Below are 24,041 nucleotides of genomic sequence, written 5' to 3' on the forward strand. Positions count from 1 at the left end.
CGGATCACGGAAGAGCGGCTGGGAGTCCCCGTGCGGAGTGGTTGCACTACAGTCGACGCGTGACGGGCAGGCTGGGATGGGCGGGGCGTGGGCTCCTCTACCGTGCGTACCAGAACCGCATCCGCCGCGAGATCGAGGGCGCGCAGAAGCCCAAGCACGTGGCGATGATCGTCGACGGGAACCGCCGGTGGGCCCGGCAGCTCGGTCTCGAGACCGCGGCACACGGCCACCGGGCCGGCGCTGCCAAGATCCCCGAGTTCCTGTCCTGGTGCGAGGACCTCGACATCCAGGTCGTCACGCTCTACCTGCTCTCGGCCGACAACCTGAAGGGTCGCGGCGGCGAGGAGCTCGACCAGCTCGTCGGGATCATCGCCGACCTGGCCGAGCGCCTGTCGCACCACCGCACCTGGCGGGTCCAGCACGTCGGGTCGAACGACGGCCTGCCGCCGGAGCTCGTCAGCGCGCTCGAGCGGGCCGAGGAACGCACCGCGGACCACGCCGGGCTGCACATCAACCTCGCGGTCGGGTACGGCGGTCGGCGGGAGATCGCGGACGCCATGCGGAGCATCGTCCGGTCCCACGGCGAGGGCGGCGGGACACTCGACACCCTGGCCGAGGTGCTCACGCCCGAGCTCATCGGTGACCACCTGTACACGCAGGGGCAGCCGGACCCGGACCTCATGATCCGCACGTCGGGGGAGCAGCGGCTGTCGGACTTCCTGCTCTGGCAGAGTGCCCACAGCGAGTTCTACTTCGTCGAGGCCTTCTACCCGGACCTGCGCGAGGTGGACTTCCTCCGTGCGGTCCGCGACTTCGGGTTGCGCTCGCGACGGTTCGGCGGCTGAACCGCTCCACAGGGTCCGAGCCGGGGTGGCCGGGGCCGATCGCCCGGCACCGCGCGCCTGGCGTTCCGCGGACTGCATTCGACCGCCTGCACCGGTCCCAGTAGGCTCACAGGGTTCTGCCCACTGGAAGGTGCACCCCGTGACCACGATCGACGAGTACGTCGCCGGCTTCGCCGAGGAGCCCGGCTACCTCGACCACGCCGCGTTCGGCCCCGTGCAGACCGCCGTCCTCGAGGAGCAGCGTGTCCTCGGCCACATCCAGGAGCACATGCGCTTCGGGGCGATGGAGACGCTCGACGAACAGGACGCCCGGGTCCGCGCCGTCGCCGCCCGTCTCGTCCGCCGCCGGGAGGACCAGGTCGTCTCGCAGACCGCGACCACGCCCGGCCTGCTCCACACCGCCTTCGGCCTGACCGGTGGGGTCCTCGTCGCCGCCGACGAGTACCCGTCGCTGCCGCTCGCCCTCGCGAGTGCCGCGTCGGCGACCGGCGGCCGCGTGCAGCCCGTCGTCATCGAGTCCGGCGCCGGCTGGCTCACGCCCGAGCTGATCCGCGAGCGGCTCTCCGACGACGTGACCGCGGTGGCGCTGTCCCTCGTGGACTGGCGCACCGGCTACCTCGCCGACCTCGCCGCGATCCGGGACGTCATCGGCGACCGTCTGCTCATCGTCGACGCCATCCAGGGCTTCGGCGTCGTCGACGCCCCGTACGAGGTGGCGGACGTCGTCGCCACGGGCGGCCAGAAGTGGCTGCACGCCGGGTGGGGCACCGGCTTCGTGTCGTTCAGCGACCGGGCCCTCGAGCGCGTCCGGCCGGCGCTGTCCGGTCCGCACGGCACGACGGGCTGGCCGTCCGATGTCCCGACCGTGCGCCCCGGTGCGACGGCCTTCAGCATGTCGCGGGTGGACCCCGTGTCCCAGGCCCGTCTCGCCGTCTCCCTCGAACGCCTCACCGCCGTCGGCGTCGCCGCCGTGCAGGAGCGCGTCGCGAACCGGGTGGACCGGGTCATCGCCATCGCCGACGAGTTCGGCCTGCCCGTCGTGTCGAGCCGCGACCTCCCGGAGCGCGCCGGCATCGTCGTACTCCGCCCGGGTGCCGGACGGCTCACCGCACTGAGCGCAGCGCTGCACAACCACGGCGTCACCGCGACGGCCCGCCTCGGTGAGGTGCGGGTCTCGGTGTTCGCGTCCACGACGGACGAGACGCTCGGGATGTTCCGGGACGCCTGCGTCTCGTACGCCACGATGACGGCCTGACGCCTGACGCCTGACGCCTGACGCCTGACGCCTGACGCTGGCCGCGCCGCGCCTCCCGGCCGTTCAGCCGGCCGACACACGACCGTAACCGCGCGATCAGGCGTGTCGCTGGTGCGCTGCGCCCACCCGTCGTAGCTTGGCGACATCGGGCAACGCGCCCGGTCGGAGCGGCCACGGTCGGTGCTCCGGGACCGCTCCAGTGGCCGCGTCGAGGACATGGACCGGGTCGCTCGCGGCCCGGGGATGGAGTGGTCGTGACCTCTCAGAACGTCTCCCGCGGAACCTCGTCAGCAGCGCCGGCATCGACGTCGGCCGCCCAGCGCACCTACGTGCTGGACACCTCGGTGCTGCTCAGCGATCCGCGCGCCCTGTTCCGCTTCGCCGAGCACGCGGTCGTCCTGCCCGTCGTGGTCGTCAGCGAACTCGAGTCGAAGCGCAACGACCCGGAGATCGGGTACTTCGCCCGGCAGGCGCTGCGCATCCTCGACGAGCTGCGGGTCGAGCACGAGCGACTGGACTTCCCGGTGGCGGTCGGGGACGGCGGCTCGCTCCGCGTCGAGCTGAACCACTCGAACCAGTCCGTCCTGCCGTCCGGGCTCCAGCTCGGTGACAACGACTCCCGCATCCTGGCGGTCGCGTCCAACCTCGCGAACGACGGGCTCGACGTGGTGGTCGTGTCGAAGGACCTGCCGCTCCGGGTGAAGGCCGCGTCGATCGGCCTCGCCGCCGAGGAGTACCGCGCCGAACTCGCCGTCGACACCGGGTACACGGGCATCACCACGCTGCAGGTGTCCGGCGACCAGGTCACGGCGCTCTACGAGACCGAGGAGCTCCGCACGGTCGACCTCGACGGCGTCCCGGTCAACACCGGGGTCGTCATCTCCTCCGAGCGCGGCTCCGCACTCGGCCGCGTGCACACCGCCAGCTCGGTGTCGCTCGTGCGCGGGGACCGCGAGGTCTTCGGCCTCCGCGGGCGGTCCGCCGAGCAGCGGCTCGCCATCGACGCCCTGCTCGACCCGGAGATCGGCATCGTGTCCCTCGGAGGGAGTGCCGGCACCGGCAAGTCCGCGCTCGCACTGTGTGCCGGTCTCGAGGCCGTGCTCGAACGGCAGCAGCACAAGAAGATCATGGTGTTCCGCCCGCTGTACGCGGTGGGCGGCCAGGAGCTCGGGTTCCTGCCCGGAGACGCCTCGGAGAAGATGAACCCGTGGGCGCAGGCCGTGTTCGACACCCTCGGGGCGCTCGTGTCCGACAACGTGCTCGACGAGGTCGTCGAGCGCGGCATGCTCGAGGTGCTGCCGCTCACCCACATCCGGGGCCGCTCCCTGCACGACGCGTTCGTCATCGTGGACGAGGCGCAGTCGCTCGAGCGCAACGTCCTGCTGACGATGCTGTCCCGCATCGGGCAGAACTCGCGCGTGGTGCTCACGCACGACGTGGCGCAGCGGGACAACCTGCGGGTCGGCCGGCACGACGGGGTCGCGTCGGTGATCGAACGGCTGAAGGGGCACCCGCTGTTCGCACACGTGACGCTGACACGGTCGGAGCGCTCGGCGATCGCGGCGCTCGTGACGGAGCTGCTGGACTCGCCCGACCTGGCGTAGGGGCGGGCGGCCCGGCCGGCTCGATTCGCGCTGAGCGACAGACCTCGCGTTGGTCGGCGCGAGGGCTGTCGCTCAGCGCGATCCGACGTCCGGCGCGACGGCGCCGGCCGGGAGGCTCGGGGTGCGGGACGGCACGGGTCCGGCGGCGCGGACCGGTCTCGCACACCAGGAACCGCTCCGAACCACGGATTCGCGTGGTCCGGAGCGGATCCGGTTGTTGCGCCGCCGACCCGCGCCAGTGCGCTGCTGTCGGGTGATCGCTGCGGACGGGAGGCTCGGGGTGCGTCGCCGCCGAGCCTCCCGTCTGGCCGCCGGGGTGGGATGGGCCCGGCGGCGCAGGACGGGCCCGTCGGGGCGGGACGCCGCCGGACGCCCGAGACGCCGCCGGGAACGGCGGCGTCTCGGTGACGGAGCGGCGTTTCGTGCAGACGCCGGTGTCTGGTGCTGGCCGGGTCAGGCGGGGCGGGTCATGCTGAGGACGTCGAGGGCGCGGTCGAGCTGCTCCTCGGTGACCTCGCCGCGCTCGACGAAACCGAGGGCGACGACCGCCTCCCGGACGGTGATGCCCTGGGCGACCGCCGTCTTCGCGACCTTCGCTGCCGACTCGTAGCCGATGACTCGGTTCAGCGGCGTCACGATGGACGGCGACGACTCGGCGAACGCCCGCGCCCGCTCGAGGTCCGCCTGCAGCCCGTCGACGGTCTTGTCGGCGAGGACGCGGGTGCTGTTCGCGAGCAGACGGATGGACTCGAGCAGCGCCGTGCCCATCACCGGGATCGCGACGTTGAGCTCGAACGAGCCGGACGCGCCCGCCCACGCGACGGTCGCGTCGTTGCCGATGACCCGCGCGGCGACCATGAGCGTGGCCTCGGGGATCACCGGGTTCACCTTGCCCGGCATGATCGACGAGCCCGGCTGCAGGTCCGGGATGTGCAGTTCGCCGAGCCCGGTGTTCGGGCCGGAGCCCATCCAGCGGAGGTCGTTGTTGATCTTCGTCAGGCTGACGGCGATGACCTTGAGGGCACCGGAGACCTCGACGAGGGCGTCGCGGGCTCCCTGCGCCTCGAAGTGGTCGAGCGCCTCGGTGATCGGCAGTCCGGTGTCCTCCGCGAGCTGCGCGATGACCTGCTGCGGGAAGCCCTTCGGCGTGTTGATGCCGGTGCCGACCGCGGTGCCGCCGAGCGGGACCTCGGCGACGCGGGGGAGGGTGGCGGTCACGCGCTCGATGCCGAGGCGGATCTGGCGCGCGTACCCGCCGAACTCCTGGCCGAGGGTGACGGGCGTGGCGTCCATCAGGTGGGTGCGGCCGGACTTCACCGCGCCGGCCCACTCGGTCGCCTTGCGCTCGAGTGCCTCGGCGAGGTGCTCGAGTGCCGGCACGAGCGAACGGATGAGGGCGTCCGTGACCGCGACGTGCACGGAGGTCGGGAAGACGTCGTTCGACGACTGCGACGCGTTGACGTGGTCGTTCGGGTGCACCTCGGTCCCGGCGGTCCGGGAGGCGAGCGTGGCGAGGACCTCGTTCATGTTCATGTTCGAGGAAGTGCCGCTGCCGGTCTGGTACACGTCGACCGGGAAGTGGTCGTGGTGCTCGCCGCCGATCACGGTGTCCGCGGCGGTCGCGATCGCCTGGGCGACGTCGTCGTCGAGGATGCCCAGCCGGCCGTTCACCAGGGCTGCGGCGCGCTTGATCCGCGCGAGCGCCACGATCTGCGCGGACTCGAGGCCCGTGCCGGAGATCGGGAAGTTCTCCACGGCCCGCTGTGTCTGCGCACGGTAGAGCGCCGACGCGGGGACCCGCACCTCGCCCATCGTGTCGTGCTCGATGCGGAACTCGCCGTCAGCGGGGGTGGTGGTGTCGGTCACGTCGTCGTGGTCCTTCCTCGTGGTGCTCACACCGGGTCGCGGTCGCGGGCGGTGTCGGTGTCCGCTCGGCGGCTCGTCGCTGCCGGGGCGGTGTCGTCGTCGGACGTGGTCCGTCCGGGCGCCCGGCCCGTGTCCCCACGGCGCAGGCGTCCGCCGTACGGGCCGGTCAGGCCTGTCCGACGACGGTGTCGATCGTGACCTCTCCCGTGGTGAGGTCGTAGGTCGCGCCGACCACGGCCAACCTACCCTCCGCGATGGCGTCGGACACCGCGCCGGAGCGGTCGAGGATGGTCTTCAGGCTCGACTCGAGGTGTGCGGCACCGACCGACTCCTGCGCGACGTCCGGGTCCGTGGCGCGGACACGCTCGACGCTCGGCGCGATGGCGTCGACGAGGGCCTGCAGGTGCGGCGCGGGAACGGGCTCACCCGACCGAGCAGCGGCGACGGCTCCACACTTGGTGTGCCGGAGCACGACCACCAGGGGCGTGCCGAGCGCGACGACGGCGAACTCGATGGAGCCGAGCACGACCTCGTCCACGATCTGTCCGGCGTTCCGGATCGCGAACACGTCACCGATGCCGGCGTCGAACACGTGCTCGAACGGCACGCGCGAGTCGGAGCAGCCGAGGACGGTGGCGAACGGAGCCTGCGAGCCCTGCAGCTCGGAGCGACGCTCGGGGTCGATCCGCCCGGTCCGGCGCTTGTCGGCGGCGAAGCGTGCGTTGCCCTCGACGAGGAGTCGGAGGGCCTCGGCGGGGGTGGAGGCGGCGCGGTCGGTCATCGTGTGTCGTTCCTCGGGCGTTCGGGTTCTCGGGACTGGTTCGTGGTGGTTCTCGGCCGGTGCTGGCCGCGGTCGGCCGCAGGACCGGCCGCCGGCGGCTAGTTCCGGAGTTCCTCGCCGATCGCGGTCGCGACGGTGCGGAACGAGCGGTCGTCTGCGGTGCCGGCGAGCACGACGGTGTCCCGACCGGAGGTCGTCACGAGGGCGTACGCGTTGTTGCCCGCGTCCTTGCCCTCGTCACGACGGTCGTAGACGGTCCACTCGACGCCACCGATGTCGCGGGAGCCGGTCGCCGGCTTCTGGTCCAGTTGGTCGGCGATCCAGGTGTCGTTCGCGTCGATCCCCTGGTGCATGCCGATGTACTGCGAGTCCGGCGTCAGCAGGCCGATCGTCCAGACGGCGACACCACGAGCGGAGCCCGACTCGTAGTCGGCGTGGTTCGAGGTGTACGAGGACGGCAGCGTCGGGACCAGGAGGGTGGCACCGGACACGTCCGCCTGCTGTGCCACCTGGCGGTAGTCCACGGCGCGGTCGACGGCCTGGTCGGGTCGCACCACGACCGCCACCAGGAAGAGCACGATGCCGAGCGACGCGATGAGCGCCAGGACGAGGTTGAACGCCGTCTGGTGCTCACGCCGCGCACGACGAGCGGTGTCCTTCCGCGCCCAGGTCTCCTCGGCTGTCTCCGGGCGGCCGAGCTCGGCGACGATCGGTCGACCGGTGTCCGGATCGGTCATCGGGCACCACCGACCGCGGAGTCGTCGGCAGTGGGACGGTCCTCCGTTGCGGCACGCGCAGCGTCGAGGCGGGCGCGGGCGCCCATGAGCCACTCCTCGCAGCGAGCAGCCAGGGCTTCCCCGCGCTCCCACAGGCCGAGGGAACGCTCGAGGGTCGCGGACCCCTGCTCGAGTTCGGAGACGACACGGACGAGTTCGTCACGCGCCGCCTCGTAGCTCAACGAGCGGACGTCGGGCTGCTCGGACTGCTGCTCGGAAGACACGGTCCGATCCTACCGAGCCGCCACCGACGGTTCCGCTGTCCGGCGGTGTCCGTGGAGAACGCGCGCCGAGGCGCACGGAGCGTCGCCCGGGAGGTCGGGACGGGCCTCCGAGCCGGAACGGGCCGACCGGGGCGCGCCTCCCGCGTCAGGCGGCGTCCCCGGCCGCCCCGCCGGCGCCCGATCCGTCCGGACCGGGCCCGTCCGCCTCCAGCGTGCCGACCGCGGTCCCCGCTCCGAGCGTCACGTGCACCGCGGTGGCGCCGTGGAGCTCGTCCGCGCCGCGGACCACCGCGCCGTCCTGCGTCTGCACGATCGCGTACCCGCGTCGGAGGGTGTCGCGCGGGGACAGGGCCCGGAGCCGCCCCGTCAGGTGCCCGACGTCGGAGTGGGACCGCTCGATCCGACGGTCGAGCAGCTCCCGGGCGCGGGAGAGGTCACGGGCGACCTCCTCGGCACGTGTGTCCACCAGCCAGGCCGTCGAGGCGAGCGCGGGCCGGGACCGCAGCGCGGCGATCCGGTCCGCCTCGACCGACAGGGTGTGCGAGAGCCGCAGGCCGAGACGGGCTCGGGCCTGACGGACGTTCGCGAGCTCCTCGGCCACGTCCGGGACGACCCGCTTCGCCGCGTCGGTCGGGGTGGAGGCCCGGAGGTCGGCGACCTCGTCGAGGATCGGCCGGTCGGCTTCGTGCCCGATCGCCGACACGAGCGGTGTCGTCGCCGCGGCGGCCGCGCGGACGAGGCCTTCGTCGCTGAAGCCCAGCAGGTTCTGGAAGTCGCCACCACCACGAGCGACGATGATGACGTCGACCTCCGGGTCGGCGTCGAGCTCCTGGATTGCCGCGGTCACCTCGGCCACGGCACGGTCGCCCTGCACCGCCGTGTGCACCGTCCGGAACTCGACCTGCGGCCACCGCAGCTGGGCGTTCCGCTTGACGTCCTTCTCGGCGTCGGAGTCCTTGCCGGTGACGAGGCCGATGCGGTGCGGCAGGAAGGGCAGACGCTTCTTGCGGGACGGGTCGAACAGCCCCTCCTCCGCCAGGGCACGCCGCAACCGCTCGAGCCGTTCGAGCAGGTCGCCCAGCCCGACGTGCTTCATCTCGACCACCTGCATCGTCAGCGAGCCGCCCTTGACCCAGTAGTTCGGCTTGACGGCGGCGACGACGCGGTCGCCCTGCTTGAGGTCGGTGGGCACCCGGGAGCGGACGCTCGACCAGATGGAGAAGGACACGGTCGCGTCGACCTCGACGTCCCTGAGCTTGCCGTAGACGTTGCCGCCGGCGACGTTCCACTGCGTGATCTCACCCTCGACCCAGGCGACGCCGAGGCGGTCGATCCAGTCGCGGAGCTTCGCGCCGAGCAGCGCGACGGGCCACGGGTCCTCCGCCGTGGGCGGCCCCTGTTCGATCGCCATCGTGCTCCTCCCGGTCGTGCGGACCATGGTGTCGGACGCCGGTGACATCCCGGCCGTCCGCGCGTTCTCCACGGGCTCGTCCGTGCCCAGGCTGCGCGGGTCCTGCTCACCTATCATCGGGGACGTGACGATCACCAACGGCCACTCGGTCCCGCTCGCCCCGCCGCGGGTCCCCGCAGCGCGCGGACGCCTGCGTGACCTGCCGGTCAGCGGGAGCAAGCGGGTGCTGCTCGCGGCGCCGCGCGGCTACTGCGCTGGGGTCGACCGCGCCGTGGTCGCGGTCGAGAAGGCGCTCGAGCAGTACGGCGAGCCGGTGTACGTCCGGAAGCAGATCGTCCACAACGTCCACGTGGTCTCCACACTCGAGCAGCGCGGCGCCGTGTTCGTCGACGACGTCGCCGAGGTGCCACGCGGGTCGCACGTCGTCTTCAGCGCGCACGGTGTCTCCCCGGCGGTGGTGGCCGGAGCCGCCGCACGCGACCTGCACGCCATCGACGCCACCTGCCCGCTCGTGACGAAGGTCCACCGCGAGGCCTCCCGGTTCGCGAAGGCGGAGCGCACCATCATCCTGATCGGGCACGCCGGCCACGAAGAGGTCGAGGGCACCATGGGTCACGCGCCCGAGCGGACGATCCTGGTGAACGGCCCGGCCGACGTCGCCGCGCTCGAGGTCCCCGATCCGGACAACCTCGTGTGGTTGTCGCAGACCACGTTGAGCGTCGACGAGACGATGGAGACGGTCCGGCTCCTGCGGGAGAAGTACCCGTCGATCGAGAACCCGCCCTCCGACGACATCTGCTACGCCACCCAGAACCGGCAGGTCGCGGTCAAGAAGGTCGCACCCGCCGCGGACCTGGTCATCGTGGTCGGGTCCGCGAACTCGTCGAACAGCGTGCGCCTGGTCGACGTCGCCCTGGAGTACGGTGCCAAAGACGCGCACCGGGTCGACTACGCCGAGGAGATCCGGCAGGAATGGCTCGACGGGGTCGAGACCGTCGGCGTGACCAGCGGCGCCTCCGTCCCGGAGGTCCTGGTCGCCGAGGTGCTCGACCAACTCGCCGACGCCGGCTACGGCACGGTCGAGGAAGTCGTCACCGCGCACGAGGACCTCATGTTCTCCCTCCCGCGCGAACTCCGCACCGACGCCGACGGCAAGCCGACGCGTCCGCTGGGCGGGCGCACCCGATGAGCGCTCCGGACGGACGCCCGACCGGGTGGGACGTCGTCCCGCCGCGCGGGACCACGGCCGTGGACGCTCAGGAGGCCCGGATCGCCCCCGATACCGCGGGTGCCGCCACGCAGACCCCGGGCGCCGTCCCGGCTGGGCGACCGGCTCCGCAGTACGGCGAGTACGCGCCCGAGGGCTGGGTGAACCCGGTCCTCGTCGAACAGGAACGTCAGGAACGTCAGGAACGTCAGGAACGCGAGGACCGCGAGCGCGCTGCCGCGTCGGCCGCTCCCGGGGCCGCCGGCGGGTCGGGTCGTCCCGCTGTCCGAGCACGAGCTGCTGCGACGGCCGACCGGACGCCGACCACCGGGGACGCCGCGTCGGCCCGACGGCTCGGCGCGTCCCCTGTCGACGTGCTGCTGACCTTCGTGCTCCTCGGCATGGGGCTCGTGAGCGTCGTCCAGTCACTCTCGATCGGGTCCGTCGCCTCGACGGTGCGCGAGGAGCTCGAGACGAACTACACCGCTCTGCAGGACCCCGGAGCGCTCAACGGCGCGGCGATGATCAGTTCGGTCGTCATGCTCGTGGTCTTCGCGCTCGTCCTCTGGTGGACCGTCGTCCGGCTCCGCGCAGGTCGGAGGAGCTTCTGGGTGCCGTTGCTCGGGGGAGCGGTGGCGACCCTGCTCAGCGCGGTGGTGTTCGCCGCCGTGGTCTTCCGGGACGACGGGTTCGTCGCAGCGATGATGCGGCAGGCTGCCGGAGGCTAGGCCCAGCGCCGATGCCGCGCCGTCAGGCGAGGAAGGCGGCGACCGCCCCGTGCAGGTCGGCGAGGTCGTCGACGTGCACGAGTTCCCGCACCGAGTGCATCGAGAGCAGACCGACGCCGATGTCGATCGTCGGGATGCCGAGACGCGTCGCCGCGATCGGTCCGATCGTCGAGCCGCCCGGGATCGTGTTCACGTTGACGAACGGCTGGAACGCCACGCCCGCGGACTCGCACGCCGCCGCGAACACGGCGGTGCCCTTCGCCTCGGTCATGTACCGCTGGTTCGCGCTGATCTTCAGGAGTGGGCCACCACCCGGGCGCGGGCGGTTGGTCGGGTCGTGCTTCTCCGAGAAGTTCGGGTGCACCAGGTGCCCCGCGTCGCTCGACAGCAGCCACGATGCCCGGAAGGCGCGGGCGGACTCGGAGCGGTTCGCCCCGAGCCCCTCCTGCACGCGGGCGAGGACGTCCTCGAGGAACGGCCCGCCGGCACCGGACGGCGACGAGGACCCGATCTCCTCGTGGTCGAACGCGGCGAACACCGGGATGTGGTCGCCGTCGCCCGGCGCCTCGACGATCCCGCGGAGGCCGGCGTGCACGCTCGTCAGGTTGTCCATCCGGCCCGACGCCAGGAATGCACGATCGATGCCGATCCGCGACGGGGCCTGCGAGTCGGCGAGGAACAGGTCCCACGCCACGGCCGTCTCGCCGAGTCGGGAGCGCAGCCACGCCTCGACGTCGGTGCCGCCGGTGGTCCCGTCGGTGCCCACGATCGGCAGCGTGTGGCGCTGCTTGTCGATGCCCGGGCCGTCGTTCGCGCCGCGGTCGAGGTGGATCGCGAGGTTGGGGATCCGCGCGACGGCGTCCACGGTGTCGAACAGGCTCGCGGTGCCGTCGGCGTGGACGACCCGTCCGGCGATGCGGAGGTCACGGTCGAACCACGTCGACAGGACCGGGCCGCCGTAGACCTCGACGTTGAGCTGTTCCCAGCCGCCGACGCGGACGGACGGGTTCGGCTTGATCCGGAACCCGGGGGAGTCGGTGTGCGCGCCGAGGATGCGGAACGGCGTCGTCGCCGTGGCTCCTCCGGGGAGGCGCCAGGCAATGACCGCGCCGTCGCGGACGACGACGTAGGCCCCGGGCTCGGTCGGCCATGCGTCGGTCTCGGCGAGGTCGGTGAACCCGGCGGCCACCAGGCGGTCGCGCGCGACCGAGGCGGCGTGGAACGCGGTCGGCGACTCCGTGACGAAGTGGGCGAACTCGCTGGCGATGGCGTCGACGGTCATCCGTCCATCGTGGCACGGCGGCGGTGGGCGGACGCAGCAGAGGCCACGGGACGCAGAACGGGGCACGTCCGTCGGACGTGCCCCGTTCCTCCCGGTCCGGACCGGGTGCTCGCTGCTCAGCTCTGGGACTGACCCGCGGACCCGAGGACCTTCGTGGCCTCGACGACGCGGGCGGCCATCGCCGTCTCGGCGACCTTGCCCCAGGCGCGCGGGTCGTACTGCTTCTTGTTGCCGACCTCGCCGTCGATCTTGAGGACGCCTTCGTAGTTGGAGAACATCGAACCGGCGATCGACCGCGTGAACGCGTACTGCGTGTCCGTGTCGATGTTCATCTTGATGACGCCGTTGCGGACGGCCTGGTGGATCTCGTCGTCGGTCGACCCCGAACCGCCGTGGAAGACGAGGTCGAGCGGGTTCTGACCGGTGCCGTGCTTCTGCGCGATGGCATCCTGGATCTCGCCGAGGAGTTCGGGCCGGAGCTTCACGTTGCCCGGCTTGTAGACGCCGTGCACGTTGCCGAAGGTCAGCGCGGCGATCCAGCGGCCCTGGTCGCCCATGCCGAGTGCCTCGACGACCCGCTCGACGTCGCCCGAGGTCGTGTAGAGCGCGTCGTTCGTGCCCTCGTGCTGCACGCCGTCCTCTTCGCCGCCGACGACGCCGATCTCGACCTCGAGGATGGCGTTGATGTTCCGCGTCTTCTCGATCATCGTCTTGGCGATCTCGATGTTCTCGTCGAGGGGGACCGCCGAGCCGTCCCACATGTGCGACTGGAAGATCGGGTTGCGGCCCGCGCGGACCTCTTCCTCGCTCGCCGCGATGAGCGGGAGCACGAAGCCGTCCAGGGCGTCCTTCGGGCAGTGGTCCGTGTGCAGCGCGACCGTGATGGGGTAGTTCTTCGCGACCTCGTGCGCGAAGGCTGCCATCGCGAGGGCGCCGGCTGCTCGGTTCTTGACCGTGTGCCCGGCGAAGTAGTCCGCGCCACCGGTCGTGACCTGGATGATGCCGTCGGAGCCGGCCTCGGTCAGACCCTGGAGGACCGCGTTGATGGTCTGGGACGATGACACGTTGACCGCGGGGTAGGCGAACTTCCCGGCCTTCGCGCGGTCGATCATCTCGGCGTACTGGTCCGGCGTTGCGATGGGCACTGGGTTCTCCTTCGACTTCTTCGGTGATGTCGCAACCGATGCTAGTCAGGGGCGGTTGGTGGGCGGTGGATGTGGTCGGCACCTGTGGACGGAGCACGGTGTGCACATCCGTGCGCGCGGGGAGGCCGGGAGGGTGGCGGTCGGTAGGCTCGGGTCGTGACTCCCACGACTGAGACCGGCTCCCTGTTCCTCCAGCCCGACCGCAACCTGGCGCTCGAACTCGTGCGTGCGACGGAGGCCGCCGCGATCCGGGCACAGCCGTGGGTCGGACGTGGTGAGAAGAACCTCGCCGACGGTGCCGCCGTCGACGCGATGCGCAAGTTCCTCGGCACGGTGAACTTCGACGGCGTCGTCGTCATCGGTGAGGGCGAGAAGGACAACGCCCCGATGCTCTACAACGGCGAGCACGTGGGCAACGGCCACGGCCCGGCCTGCGACATCGCGGTCGACCCGATCGACGGCACCTCGCTGACGGCCGCCGGGCGACAGAACGCCATCTCCGTCATGGCCGTCTCGGACCGCGGCTCCATGTACGACCCGTCCGCCGTGTTCTACATGGACAAGATCGCCGCCGGGCCCGAGGGCCGCGGGGTCCTGGACCTCGAGAAGCCCATCGGCGAGAACATCCGTGCGCTCGCCAAGGCGAAGGGCAAGGACCTCGAGGACATGGTCGTCGCCGTCCTCGACCGCCCGCGCCACGACGAACTCATCCGTCAGATCCGCGCGACCGGTGCCGGCACCCGACTGCTGCTCGACGGTGACGTCGCCGGTGGCATCGCAGCGGCGCTGCCCGGGTCGAACATCGACATGTGCGTCGGCGTCGGCGGGACGCCCGAGGGCATCATCACCGCCTGCGCGATCAAGGCGCTCGACGGCGTGATCCTCGGCAAGCTCCAGCCGAAGGACGACGAGGAGCGCGAGCGCGCCGTCGCCGCCGGTCACGACCTCGACAAGGTGCTCGACCAGGACGACCTGGTCACGGGCGACAACACGTTCTTCGTCGCGACCGGTGTCACCGACGGCGTCCTCGTCGACGGTGTCCGTCGTTCGCGCGGCGTCATCCACACCGACTCGCTCGTGCTCCGGTCCCGCTCGAACACGATCCGCCGCATCCAGGCGGACCACCGCGCCGAGAAGTGGTTCTGATCCGCTGACCCGCGGCGCGCCGAGGATCCGCACAAGGAGAACCCGCTCGAACCACGTACTCCCGTGGTTCGAGCGGGTTTTCGTGGCCCCGGCCCCGGCCCCGGCCCCGGCCCCGGCCCCGGCCCCGGCCCCGGCCCCGACCCCGGTCCCGGCGCTGCTCAGTCGCGCTCGGTGCTCGCGACGAGCTCCGGCGCCGTCAGCAACCGCGGCTCGTCCTCGATCGACGTCGGGTCCGCGATGACCTTCGACTCGTCGAGCAGCGACAGCCGACGGGCGCTCGGGAGCACCTGCCGCTCGAGTGACCCGACGAACCGGTTGTAGTCGACCACGGCACCGCGGATCGACCGGCCGAGCTTGTCCACGTGCCCGGCCATGGTCGACAGCCGCCCGTGCAACTCGCGGGACACCCGGAACAGCTCGCGTGCCTCCTGCGTGACGACGTCCTGCTGCCATGAGAACGCGACGGTCTTCAGCACGGACCACAGCGTCACGGGCGAAGCCAGTGCCACCCGCTTGCGGAACGCGTGGTCGAGCAGGCCGGGGTCGGCGGCCAGGGCGCTCGCGATGAGGGACTCCGACGGGATGAACGCCACCGTCAGCTCGGGGGAGGCGTCGTAGCCCGACCAGTACTCCCGGGCCGCCAGGGCGTCGACGTGCGCCCGGAGCGCCCTGACGTGCTGCGCCATGAGGTGTTCGCGCCGCGCACCTTCCGCCCCGGTCGCGGACGCCGGGATGTCCATCGCCTGCAGGTACGCGGCGAACGGCACCTTGGCGTCGACGGCGATGTTCTTCCCGCCCGGCAGGTGCACGATCATGTCCGGGCGGGCCGCCCCCGCCGTGGTGGTCACCGACGACTGCACGTCGAAGTCGACCCGCTCGAGCAGCCCGGCGGCCTCGACCACGTTCCGCAACTGCGTCTCGCCCCACACCCCGCGCGTGCTGTTCGACGACAGCGCGCTGGCGAGGGTCTCGGCCGTGGCACGGAGGCGTTCCTCGGACTCGGCGGCCGACCGGAGCTGCGCCGACAGGGCGCCGTACTGCTCGCTGCGGGAGCGCTCGAGCTCGGCGATCTTCTCCCGCATGACCTGCAACGTGTCGGCGACCGGGCTGAGCGCGGAGAGCACCTTCGACTCGTCGTGCGCCCGGTTCGACTCGGCGCCGTGCATGCGCTGCACGAGGTGCTCCAACTCGGCCGCCCGGCGCTCGAGGGAGTCGACCTGTCGGCGGTACTGCGCGTCCTGCGCGTCGAGCCGCTCCTCGGCGTCACGTCGGGCCACGTCGAGCTGGGAACGGAGGCCGTCCGCCGTCGCGTTCGCGGTCGCTGCGTCCACTCCGGCACGGGACCGGGCGAGTGACCACGCGACCACGGCCCCGACGGCGATGCCGATCACGAGACCGATGACCAGGGCGAGGATCTGCATGACGCGACCCTGGCAGGTCCCACCGACACCGGGCCTCCCGACCGGCGGCGAGCCGTGCGACGGGCCGGACGGGGCCCGTCGGAGCGCGGTCAGTCCGAGAAGACCATGGGGCGACGTGACAGCCGCGGCTGCGGCGTCGTCGCCTTCGGCTTCTCGACACGGGCGCGGACCGGGTTGATCGTGACCCGGGTCACGGCGCCGAGCGCCTCCACCGTCGGGACGCCGTGGAACCCGGCCGCGTGGACGACGATGGCGGCGCAGGCCTCGGCGTCGGCCGCCGCGTCGTGGTGCTGGAAGCCGGAGAAGCCGGCTGCCGTCGCGGCCGACGGCAGCCGGTACGAGTCGAGCGTGTACGTCTTCCGTGCGACCGCCAGCGAGCACATCGAGTGGTGTTCGGCGATCTCGATCCCCGTCGCCGCACAACCGCCGGCGATCACGCCCATGTCGAAGCGGGCGTTGTGCGCGACGAGCACGTCACCGTCGGCGAACGCGACGAGGTCCGGGTACTGCTGCTCCCACGTCTTGGCGTGGGTCACGTCCGATTCGACGATCCCGTGGATCCGCGTGTTCCACTCGAGGAACGCGTCATGCCCGGCGGGCGGGCGGATGAACCAGGAGGCCCGTTCCACGACGCGGCCGCCGCGCACCTTCACGAGTCCCACGGAACACGCGCTCGCGGGCGAGTTGTTCGCGGTCTCGAAGTCGATCGCGGTGAAGTTCAACACGCGATCGATCGTCGCACGGGGATACGACAACTCCGGAATCGAGCGCGGCGTGGTGCCGGCAGCGGGAGTCCCCGCTCGTACGCTGTGGCGATGGAGACCGGTCCCGCACGCACCCCGCTCGTCCTCGTCCTGGCGGGCGCCGGGTACGGACAGCAGGCTCCGCTCCTCCGGTGGTCGACCACCATCGCGCGGGAGTGCGGCTGTGCGGTCCTCGCACCCGACTGGACGGTCGACGACGCTGCCCGCGCCGACCCGGTCGGCTTCGTCACGCAACACGTCGCCACCGCGCTCGGCGACCGGCTGCCCGACCTGGTGGTCGCCAAGTCCTTCGGGTGCTCCGCCCTGCCCTGGGCGGTGGCGCACGAGGTCCCCGGCGTGTGGCTGACCCCGGTGCTCACCGACGACACGGTGCGCGACGCGCTCGCCACGGTCAGCGACGGAGACGTCGCGGTCGGCGGTTCCGCCGATCCCATGTGGCGGCCCGACCGTGTCACGCACACCCGGGCGCGGCTCGTGACCGTCGTCGGAGCCGACCACGCGCTCGAGGTCCCCGGTGACTGGCGACGCTCCCAGCGCCTCCAGGTCGAGGTGCTGAGCGTCGTCGAGGAGCAGGTGGCGGCCCTGGTCCGACCAGGCGGGCGGCGGTAGCCTCCCGTCATGGCCGACCCACGCGACCTCGACGACCTGCTGGCGCAGGCCGAGGTCGTCGACGCACCGCCGCGCACCGCACGACGGGCGATCAGCCTGGCCCTCGTGCTCGCCGGCACCTGCGTCGCGATCGCCGTCGGCGCCCTCGCCGGGTTCCGCGGGCTCGTCATCGCGGCGATCTGGTACGCCACGTTGGATCCCACGTCGAGCGGCGGCTGACGGACACACTGGAGGCTCCCCACCGGCACGGCCCTGTCCGTCGCCGGCGCGTCGGCTCGGAACCTGCGGCGGGACCCAGGGGCGGCCCCGTCACGCCGCCGCCGGTAGGCTCTCCTCCCGTGGCACTCACCATCGGAATCGTCGGTCTCCCGAACGTCGGCAAGTCGACCCTGTTCAACGCCCTGACCAAGAACCAGGTGCTCGCGGCCAACTACCCGTTCGCGACCATCGAGCCGAACGTCGGGGTGGTGAACCTGCCGGACCCGCGTCTCGACCAGCTCGCGGAGCTGTTCGGCTCGGAGAAGACCGTGCCCGCGCCGGTGTCGTTCGTCGACATCGCCGGCATCGTCAAGGGCGCGAGCGAGGGTGAGGGGCTCGGCAACAAGTTCCTCGCCAACATCCGCGAAGCCGACGCCATCGCGCAGGTCGTCCGCGGCTTCACCGACGACGACGTCGTGCACGTGGCGAACAAGGTCTCGCCGGCGGACGACCTCGAGGTCATCAACACCGAGCTGATCCTCGCCGACATGGAGACCATCGACAAGGCGCTCCCGCGGTACGAGAAGATGCTCAAGCTGAAGCAGGCCGAGCCGATCGTGCTCGAGACCGCCCGCGACGCCCGTGCCGAGCTCGAGAAGGGCGTGCTGCTCTCCGCGACCTCGATCGACCTCGAGCCGATCAAGGAGCTCGGGCTGCTCAGCGCCAAGCCCTTCATCTTCGTGTTCAACGTCGACGAGGCGATCCTGACCGACGAGGCCCGCAAGGCCGAGCTCGCCGCCCTCGTCGCCCCGGCGAACGCGGTGTTCCTCGACGCCCAGGTGGAGTCCGAGCTCATCGACCTCGACCCCGCGGACGCCGCGGAGCTCCTCGAGTCGACCGGTCAGACCGAGTCCGGTCTCGACCAGCTCGCGCGCATCGGGTTCGAGACGCTCGGGCTGCAGACGTACCTGACTGCCGGTCCGAAGGAGTCGCGTGCGTGGACGATCGGCAAGGGGTGGAAGGCTCCCCAGGCTGCCGGTGTGATCCACACGGACTTCGAGAAGGGCTTCATCAAGGCGGAGGTCATCTCGTTCGACGACCTCATCGCCACCGGCTCCATCGCCGAGGCCCGTGCGCAGGGGAAGGCCCGCATCGAGGGCAAGGACTACGTCATGCAGGACGGCGACGTGGTGGAGTTCCGCTTTCAAGCAACATCTGGACAGAAGTAGAGGAAGCCTCGAATGACCTTCACCTTCACAGATCTCGACGCGGTGACTCGTCAGGCGATGCTCGAGGAGTTCGAGAGCGACGTAGCTGCTGGACGCGTGTACATCAGTGCGCGTTCTGCGCCCGGGTCGGAAGCTGACTACTTCGACGCGCAGCGTACGGCGTTCACGAGCGGGGACGCCGACTCCCTCAGTCGAACGCTAGCGACATCGGGCATCAGCGCATCGGTTCAGAGTGATGGAAAAGCGGTGAACATACCTGACGCTGCTGCCGCCTTGGGTGACGGGCAGTTTGTCGCCTACTATTCTCGGGCCGTTTGTCGGCGTGCGATTGAAGAAGGCGTGCATGCTGAGGTGTATCGGGGGCAGGCGACGGCGGCGCATCGCCCAAGTTCAGACGCTCTCGTTGGGACTCGAATGGATCCCGCAACTCTCCTCAAGGACTTGCGGGACCATTCTCTTCAACCGTGGCTCTTCGCCTCTGTCGGCAAGGTCAATAGCGGGCTCACGGTGAGGCGCGCGTGAACGGCAATTTGGAGGAGTTCTGCATTGGACTGACGTCGGGGGGCAAGAAGTGAGTCCTACCGCACGCCAGTCACTGGGGGACCGGGGAGAATCTGCAGTAGCCAAACTTGTTCGGTGCCCGGGGTGTAAGAGATCAGATCGAACGTTTCGACTCCTCCCGACCAACTTCAAGTGCGCGGATGTTGTCTGCGACTTCTGCGGCTACCTCGCACAAGTCAAAACCAAGTCTGTCAAAGGTGAGGTTCCGATGGACTGCCCGCGCCAGTTTCTAGGGGCGGCGTGGGGTCCGCAGCAGGAGAGAATGCTTGCGGGTATTTACTTCTCGCTCTACCTCGTTGTGGAGAATGACACTGGCGCGATGGGAATCTGGTTTTTGCCGAGGGATCTGCAGACGCCAGAGATGTTTGCTGCGCGAAAGCCGCTCAGCCCTTCAGCGAAACGGGCAGGGTGGCAAGGCTTCATGATCGATACCTCGAAGGCGACCGCGCCCCCGGTGCGACATGCCGACGGCGACGTGGTGGAGTTCCGAATCGGATCAACATCTTCTGGATCGAAGTGAGGGCGCAGGAAGATGATCAAGTCAGCGAACCAGTATCCGGTGCATACGCTCTTCAGTCATGAGGGCAACGTGCTCTACAAGATCCCGCCGTACCAGCGTGAGTACTCGTGGCACAAAGCTCAGTGGGAGGACCTCTTCGAGGACTTGATCGACGCTGACGGGGCGCACTTCCTAGGCACCATCATCACGCTCGACCAGACCACTGACGCGCTCGAAGGCAGCATCCTTCAGGTGGTCGATGGTCAACAACGGCTCACGACGCTCACGCTCCTCCTGGCCGCTGTGTACTCAGTGCTCAAGGAGCACATCGATAGCCTCGACGATGACACCCGGACCGACGTCACCAATCTCGGGCGTCAGCTGGTGCGTAAGAGTGACGGACAGCCGAGGGTCACGCCCCAAAAGCAGGGCCTGAACCTTTTCGACTACCTCAAGGTTCTCGAGGAGGCCGGGCTGCCCGTCGAAGGCGAGTGGAAGCCGTACTACCCAAGTCGACGGATCGCGAAGTGCTATCAGTACTTCCGCTCTGCAATTCTCAAGCTCGCCGACACTGAGGACATAGCTGAGACCGAGGCCGCGCTTCGAGTCCACGAGGCAGCCTTGAAAGCGGTCATCGTGAAGATCGAGGTGGTGAGTCATTCAGACGCCTTCGTTCTCTTCGAGTCGCTGAATAACCGTGGCATGCCGCTTTCGCCGGTGGATTTAATCAAGAATCACCTGCTCGCCGAGTCGGAGAAAAAGAAGATCATGAACGTCGATCAGGCGTTCAGACACTGGAACGACATGCTGACGAGCCTGGGGGACAATTACTCCACTCAGGAGCGTTTTCTCCGGCACTACTACAACGCATTCAAGTCAGAGCTACCCGATGTGCCCAACGCCTCTGTCGCCACCAAGTCGAATCTCATTCGAATTTACGAGGACCTTCTCGAGCGGGACTTGAAAAAGGTGGCGGATGCTCTCGTCACCGCGAGCAAGATCTACGGCCGCATCAACTGTGTCGTCGAGCTTGACCGACCGACGTCGCTCGACAGGGCCTTCCAACGGCTCCTGCGAGTTCAGGGTGCCCCGTCCTACGTCCTCTTGATGTGGTTGATGGCGAAGCAGGACGAACTTGAGCTCAATGAAGCCGATATTGAAGCAATTGCCGATCTCCTCACGAGCTTTTTTGTGCGTCGCAACTTGACTGGCTATCCGCCAACATATGCGCTGACGAAGCTTTTCATGACGGCTATTGATGCAATTGACGCGGGCCGCGGTGAGGATATCTTTGGGATCGTCGCCGAGAAGCTGACCGCGGTGTCGGCGTCGGACGACGAGTTTCGGGCACGGCTCTTGGGTCGCATTTATGACGACAACACTGATGTTGCAAGGTTTGCCTTGACGATACTTGCCGAAGACGAGATGACCAAGGAGACGGCAGTCGATCTCTGGCGTCAGGAGAAGAATCACTTCGTTTGGACTATCGAGCACATCCTCCCACAAGGTGAAAACCTGCCGAGGGCGTGGGTTGATATGCTCGGGGGTAAGGAAGTGGCTGCCGAAGTGCAGGAGGAACACAAGCACCGGCTTGGGAACCTCACGATCACCGCTTATAACAGCAACCTCGGGAACAAGTCATTTGTGGAAAAGCGCGACCGACTCGACTCCAAAGGTCGACCGATCGGTTATCGCAACGGGCTGTCGCTGAATGCTGAGTTGGTGACGCTTGATTCTTGGACCAGTGACGACATTGAGCGCCGCACGCAGGAGCTGGCATCACGGGTGATGTCACGGTTCCCGCTTCCCGGGCCGGTTAACGGCGACGTCGTGGAGTTCCGCTTCAACAACTAGAGCGGCCTCCGATCCGTGTCAACGCACGGATCGGGCTGGCTCGTTCGTCACAGATTCGTCAGCAGCGCCCAGAACGGCGTCGACGAGGCCCTGCGCGGCGGTCCGGGTCTGGTCCTCGGCGGTCGGCCAAAGGTGCGTGTACGTGTTCAGCGTCACGGACGGCGACGCGTGTCCGAGGGCGTGCTGCACTGTCGCGACGGAACAGCCGGCCTCGATGAGCCCCGACGCGAAGTAGTGCCGGAGGTCGTGCAGGACGAGTCCCTCGAGGCCCGCCCGGGCGAGCGCCGTGTTCCAGGCGTAGCCGACGGTGTTCTGGTGCGCCGGCTGCCCGTTCTCGGCCGGGAACAACCACGCCTCCGGCTGCCCCTGGAGGCCTCGAAGCGCGATGTGCGCGGAGAGCTCCTGCAGCAAGCCGTCCGCGGCCGGCACGTCGCGCTCTGAGCCGTGCTTCGGCGCGCGGATCTCGACGGTGCCCCCGTTCACGCGCTGCACCTGCCGGCGGACCTCGATGCGGGGGTTCCGGAGGAAGTGGACGTCGCTGACACGCAGGGCCGCCGCCTCACCCAGGCGCAGGCCGGCGAACGCGCAGACGGCGAGGAGGGCACGCCAGTGGAGGTCCGCGCCGTCGAGCCAGCGGCGGACCTCGTCGTGCGTCGGGATGCGCATCGCGACCTCGCGGCGCCGACGGCGGGGGAGGCGAACGCCGACCGTCGGGTCGTGGACGAGCTTCCGGTCGACAACCGCAGCGCGGAACACCGTGCGGACGTTCTGTAGCCGAGTCGCGATCGTCCCGGGCGCGAGGCCAACGCGCTGCACTTCGCCCTCGACCGGTCGCCCGCGGGGCTTGGTCTGCATGGCCTTGATCCACTCCTCGATGTGCGCGCGGGTGATATCGCGCAGCGGCCGGTCGAGGAAGGTCGTCGAGTTCACCGCGATCGCCATCGACCGGGCGGTGGAGGCCTCCCACACCTGCCGGGGCGCCCACTCCGCGTAGAAGTCACGCAGCGTCTGCCTGCCGGCCCTCTGGGACGCGTACGTGCCCGTGACGACCGCGGCGGTCTGCTCGTCGAGCCACGCTTGCAGAGGCCCCTTCGTGCGCCCCGTCTTCGTGATCTGCTTCCCGCCGGGCACCGGCCGGAACTGGGCCTGCCAGCGGCCGTCGGGGAGCTTGCGGATGGACGCCATCAGAGGCTCGCGTCCCAGGGCGAGTCGACGAGGACCTGCAGCCACGGTGGCGTCGAGTGGTTGCGGAAGACCGATGCCTCCGAGATCGCGTCCTCGAGGTCGTCGCTGGTGACGAGGGGTGCCTGGCCGGTTGCCCATCTCCAGACGTCGATCGAGCGGTCGCTACCTGCGATCCCGGTGACGTCGACGGTGTCGGTCGGGCGGGGCGTCCACGGCATCAGTAGTCCGAGCGGCGAGACGTTCAACGCGACCGCGAGGACAGCCAGGTCGTCGACGTCGACGCGACGGTCCCGGGTCTCGATCTTGCCGATCGCCGCGGTCGGGATGCTGTAGCCGACCTCGCGAACAGCCTCGGCGAGCTGCGCCTGCGTCATGCCGGCGGCCACGCGGATGCGCTTGAGGTTCTCCGCGACGGCCCGTCCGGTCGGGCCCATATCGTTACCGCGCTGTCTCTGTCGATCTTCCATATAACGACAGTAGTTGACAACTAGCGACAACTGCACCTAGCTTCCTTGCAAGGAAACCACCCACGTTCGAGGGAGAGCACGATGAGCAAGCTGCTCACATTCGAGGAGACAGTAGAGCTCCTCAACACGTCCGAGTCCACGCTGCGCTTCTGGGTCTCCCGGGGCACCGCACCGGACTCGTTCAAGCTCGGCCGCCGCCGGATGTTCCGCCTCGAGGACGTCGAGGCGTGGATCCAGAAGCACGCGGAAGCAACGGCGTGACCGGCTTGGCGAACTTCTTCCGCCCGGGTATGAGTGCGGCGGAGGCCGCGGCGGCGCTGGTGGCCGCAGAGAAGAGCCCCGAGCCGGCGGCAACCGGTCGGGGCGAGATCCAGAACCAGGAAAGGGATCAGATCATGGATGAGACTAGCGGCCGCATCGTCGCGTGGACAGAGTTCGGCCCGCAGGGCGAGCGAGGGCCTCTGTGGGAGGTCACGATCGAGCGGTTGACCGCCGACGAGCCGTGGACGCTTTACGCGGCGTTCGAGGGCTTCGAGGACGGTGCCGCACAGTTCGAGGAGCTGTCCCGCTGCGCCAGTGCCGGCTACCGCGCGGAGCGGGAGCTGATGCGCCTTACCGACCCGGAGCGGTGGGCTCGCGGTGAGATGGCAGCGCGGCACCCAGAGCTCCTCCACCGCAGCGTGAAGCCGCTCGAGGCGTACGTCGCGAAGCACAGCTACCGGTGCGCACTGCGTGGATGCACGATGTACGGCCTGTTCCACGTGGACGACGACGAGACGCAGGTGCGCCACACGGCGCTACACGCCACGGGACGGGGCTGGGAGCTCGAAGTCGCGACGGCGCCCGGCAGCGACCGGTGGCAGGTACTGACCAGTGGCGGTCGCGTGGTCAGCGCCGACGATCCGCGGGACTTCGCAGCGGCGTTCTCGACCGCCCGGCGACGCGTGGACGAGCTCAACGGTTCGGGGCGGGGCTGATGGCGGC

General features: G+C 69.9%; 25 protein-coding genes. 14 read left to right on the forward strand and 11 right to left on the reverse strand.

The annotated features are described in order from the left end of the window. Nucleotides 1-59: 59 nt before the first annotated feature. The 3 genes from DEJ34_RS03720 to phoH2 all read left to right on the forward strand — a co-directional run bounded on the left by DEJ34_RS03720 (nucleotide 60) and on the right by phoH2 (nucleotide 3,704). Nucleotides 60-845 (forward strand): isoprenyl transferase, encoded by a 786-nt coding sequence (locus tag DEJ34_RS03720; protein ID WP_258365747.1) that lies wholly within the window; start codon nucleotides 60-62, stop codon nucleotides 843-845. Between the two features lie 139 nt (nucleotides 846-984). Next, nucleotides 985-2,100, forward strand: a complete 1,116-nt coding sequence (locus DEJ34_RS03725) for an aminotransferase class V-fold PLP-dependent enzyme (protein ID WP_110911410.1) — start codon at nucleotides 985-987, stop codon at nucleotides 2,098-2,100. 254 nt (nucleotides 2,101-2,354) lie between these two features. Continuing rightward, entirely contained in the window at nucleotides 2,355-3,704 is a 1,350-nt protein-coding gene (gene phoH2 / locus DEJ34_RS03730) for an RNA 5'-3' helicase PhoH2 (protein WP_375342327.1), read from the forward strand. Between the two features lie 453 nt (nucleotides 3,705-4,157). Here phoH2 and DEJ34_RS03735 read toward each other — a convergent pair whose 3' ends face one another. From DEJ34_RS03735 to xseA, 5 genes are all read right to left on the reverse strand, one after another. Then, nucleotides 4,158-5,516, reverse strand: a complete 1,359-nt coding sequence (locus tag DEJ34_RS03735) for a class II fumarate hydratase (protein WP_284180735.1) — start codon at nucleotides 5,514-5,516, stop codon at nucleotides 4,158-4,160. Nucleotides 5,517-5,736: 220 nt separating this feature from the next. Continuing rightward, nucleotides 5,737-6,351 carry a carbonic anhydrase gene (locus DEJ34_RS03740; protein ID WP_110890341.1) on the reverse strand — a complete coding sequence of 205 codons (615 nt, stop codon included), beginning with the start codon at nucleotides 6,349-6,351 and terminating at the stop codon, nucleotides 5,737-5,739. Between the two features lie 98 nt (nucleotides 6,352-6,449). Next, nucleotides 6,450-7,088, reverse strand: coding sequence for a DUF4245 domain-containing protein (locus DEJ34_RS03745; RefSeq protein ID WP_110823633.1), 639 nt, complete (start codon nucleotides 7,086-7,088; stop codon nucleotides 6,450-6,452). Further along, the gene (locus tag DEJ34_RS03750) at nucleotides 7,085-7,351 is read right to left on the reverse strand and encodes an exodeoxyribonuclease VII small subunit (protein ID WP_110823634.1); all 267 of its coding nucleotides are present in this window, start codon (nucleotides 7,349-7,351) and stop codon (nucleotides 7,085-7,087) included. Before DEJ34_RS03750 ends, DEJ34_RS03745 begins: the two co-directional genes overlap by 4 nt. A gap of 145 nt (nucleotides 7,352-7,496) precedes the next feature. After that, nucleotides 7,497-8,762, reverse strand: a complete 1,266-nt coding sequence (gene xseA, locus DEJ34_RS03755; RefSeq protein WP_110911409.1) for an exodeoxyribonuclease VII large subunit — start codon at nucleotides 8,760-8,762, stop codon at nucleotides 7,497-7,499. Nucleotides 8,763-8,886: 124 nt separating this feature from the next. Between xseA and DEJ34_RS03760 the strand changes: the two genes are divergently transcribed. Together DEJ34_RS03760 and DEJ34_RS03765 are read left to right on the forward strand one after the other, a co-directional pair. After that, nucleotides 8,887-9,951, forward strand: coding sequence for a 4-hydroxy-3-methylbut-2-enyl diphosphate reductase (locus DEJ34_RS03760; RefSeq protein ID WP_110823986.1), 1,065 nt, complete (start codon nucleotides 8,887-8,889; stop codon nucleotides 9,949-9,951). Next, a complete protein-coding gene (locus DEJ34_RS03765) occupies nucleotides 9,948-10,697 on the forward strand; it encodes a DUF6264 family protein (RefSeq protein WP_110911408.1) in 750 nt (249 codons plus the stop codon). Before DEJ34_RS03760 ends, DEJ34_RS03765 begins: the two co-directional genes overlap by 4 nt. Nucleotides 10,698-10,719: 22 nt before the next feature. On the opposite strand, the gene DEJ34_RS03770 is transcribed toward DEJ34_RS03765, so the two are convergent. Beyond that, nucleotides 10,720-11,979, reverse strand: a complete 1,260-nt coding sequence (locus DEJ34_RS03770; RefSeq protein WP_110911407.1) for a M18 family aminopeptidase — start codon at nucleotides 11,977-11,979, stop codon at nucleotides 10,720-10,722. A gap of 116 nt (nucleotides 11,980-12,095) precedes the next feature. Beyond that, nucleotides 12,096-13,124, reverse strand: coding sequence for a class II fructose-bisphosphate aldolase (gene fbaA, locus DEJ34_RS03775; protein WP_110823638.1), 1,029 nt, complete (start codon nucleotides 13,122-13,124; stop codon nucleotides 12,096-12,098). A gap of 156 nt (nucleotides 13,125-13,280) precedes the next feature. Between fbaA and glpX the strand changes: the two genes are divergently transcribed. Next, a complete protein-coding gene (gene glpX / locus DEJ34_RS03780) occupies nucleotides 13,281-14,270 on the forward strand; it encodes a class II fructose-bisphosphatase (protein WP_110823639.1) in 990 nt (329 codons plus the stop codon). A gap of 158 nt (nucleotides 14,271-14,428) precedes the next feature. Here the strand turns inward: glpX and DEJ34_RS03785 are convergent, their stop codons facing one another. After that, nucleotides 14,429-15,691, reverse strand: a complete 1,263-nt coding sequence (locus DEJ34_RS03785; protein WP_110912025.1) for a DNA recombination protein RmuC — start codon at nucleotides 15,689-15,691, stop codon at nucleotides 14,429-14,431. 89 nt (nucleotides 15,692-15,780) lie between these two features. Continuing rightward, nucleotides 15,781-16,416, reverse strand: a complete 636-nt coding sequence (locus DEJ34_RS03790; RefSeq protein ID WP_349775010.1) for an exonuclease domain-containing protein — start codon at nucleotides 16,414-16,416, stop codon at nucleotides 15,781-15,783. Between the two features lie 90 nt (nucleotides 16,417-16,506). Between DEJ34_RS03790 and DEJ34_RS03795 the strand changes: the two genes are divergently transcribed. From DEJ34_RS03795 to DEJ34_RS03815, 6 genes are all read left to right on the forward strand, one after another. Further along, entirely contained in the window at nucleotides 16,507-17,064 is a 558-nt protein-coding gene (locus DEJ34_RS03795; RefSeq protein ID WP_110912023.1) for a hypothetical protein, read from the forward strand. Between the two features lie 9 nt (nucleotides 17,065-17,073). Further along, on the forward strand, nucleotides 17,074-17,283 hold the full coding sequence (locus DEJ34_RS03800; protein ID WP_110823644.1) for a hypothetical protein: 210 nt from the start codon (nucleotides 17,074-17,076) through the stop codon (nucleotides 17,281-17,283). A gap of 119 nt (nucleotides 17,284-17,402) precedes the next feature. After that, a complete protein-coding gene (ychF, locus tag DEJ34_RS03805) occupies nucleotides 17,403-18,491 on the forward strand; it encodes a redox-regulated ATPase YchF (RefSeq protein ID WP_110912022.1) in 1,089 nt (362 codons plus the stop codon). A gap of 12 nt (nucleotides 18,492-18,503) precedes the next feature. Then, complete coding sequence (locus DEJ34_RS03810; protein WP_146236963.1) at nucleotides 18,504-19,013, forward strand: hypothetical protein; 510 nt, start codon at nucleotides 18,504-18,506, stop codon at nucleotides 19,011-19,013. 49 nt (nucleotides 19,014-19,062) lie between these two features. After that, nucleotides 19,063-19,572: a DpnI domain-containing protein gene (locus DEJ34_RS15730; protein ID WP_110912021.1), complete on the forward strand. Its 510-nt coding sequence runs from the start codon at nucleotides 19,063-19,065 to the stop codon at nucleotides 19,570-19,572. A 12-nt stretch (nucleotides 19,573-19,584) separates the two neighbouring features. After that, on the forward strand, nucleotides 19,585-21,405 hold the full coding sequence (locus tag DEJ34_RS03815; protein ID WP_110912020.1) for a DUF262 domain-containing protein: 1,821 nt from the start codon (nucleotides 19,585-19,587) through the stop codon (nucleotides 21,403-21,405). A gap of 18 nt (nucleotides 21,406-21,423) precedes the next feature. Here DEJ34_RS03815 and DEJ34_RS03820 read toward each other — a convergent pair whose 3' ends face one another. Continuing rightward, complete coding sequence (locus tag DEJ34_RS03820; RefSeq protein WP_110912019.1) at nucleotides 21,424-22,590, reverse strand: tyrosine-type recombinase/integrase; 1,167 nt, start codon at nucleotides 22,588-22,590, stop codon at nucleotides 21,424-21,426. Continuing rightward, entirely contained in the window at nucleotides 22,590-23,024 is a 435-nt protein-coding gene (locus tag DEJ34_RS03825) for a helix-turn-helix domain-containing protein (RefSeq protein WP_110912018.1), read from the reverse strand. Before DEJ34_RS03825 ends, DEJ34_RS03820 begins: the two co-directional genes overlap by 1 nt. A 114-nt stretch (nucleotides 23,025-23,138) precedes the next feature. On the opposite strand from DEJ34_RS03825, the gene DEJ34_RS03830 reads away from it, so the two are divergent. Together DEJ34_RS03830 and DEJ34_RS03835 are read left to right on the forward strand one after the other, a co-directional pair. Continuing rightward, on the forward strand, nucleotides 23,139-23,318 hold the full coding sequence (locus DEJ34_RS03830) for a helix-turn-helix transcriptional regulator (RefSeq protein ID WP_058741734.1): 180 nt from the start codon (nucleotides 23,139-23,141) through the stop codon (nucleotides 23,316-23,318). A 5-nt stretch (nucleotides 23,319-23,323) separates the two neighbouring features. Further along, nucleotides 23,324-24,034 (forward strand): hypothetical protein, encoded by a 711-nt coding sequence (locus DEJ34_RS03835; RefSeq protein WP_146236961.1) that lies wholly within the window; start codon nucleotides 23,324-23,326, stop codon nucleotides 24,032-24,034. The last annotated feature ends 7 nt before the right edge of the window (nucleotides 24,035-24,041 follow it).

The sequence above is a fragment of the Curtobacterium sp. MCPF17_050 genome, from assembly GCF_003224435.2.
Lineage (GTDB): Bacteria > Actinomycetota > Actinomycetes > Actinomycetales > Microbacteriaceae > Curtobacterium.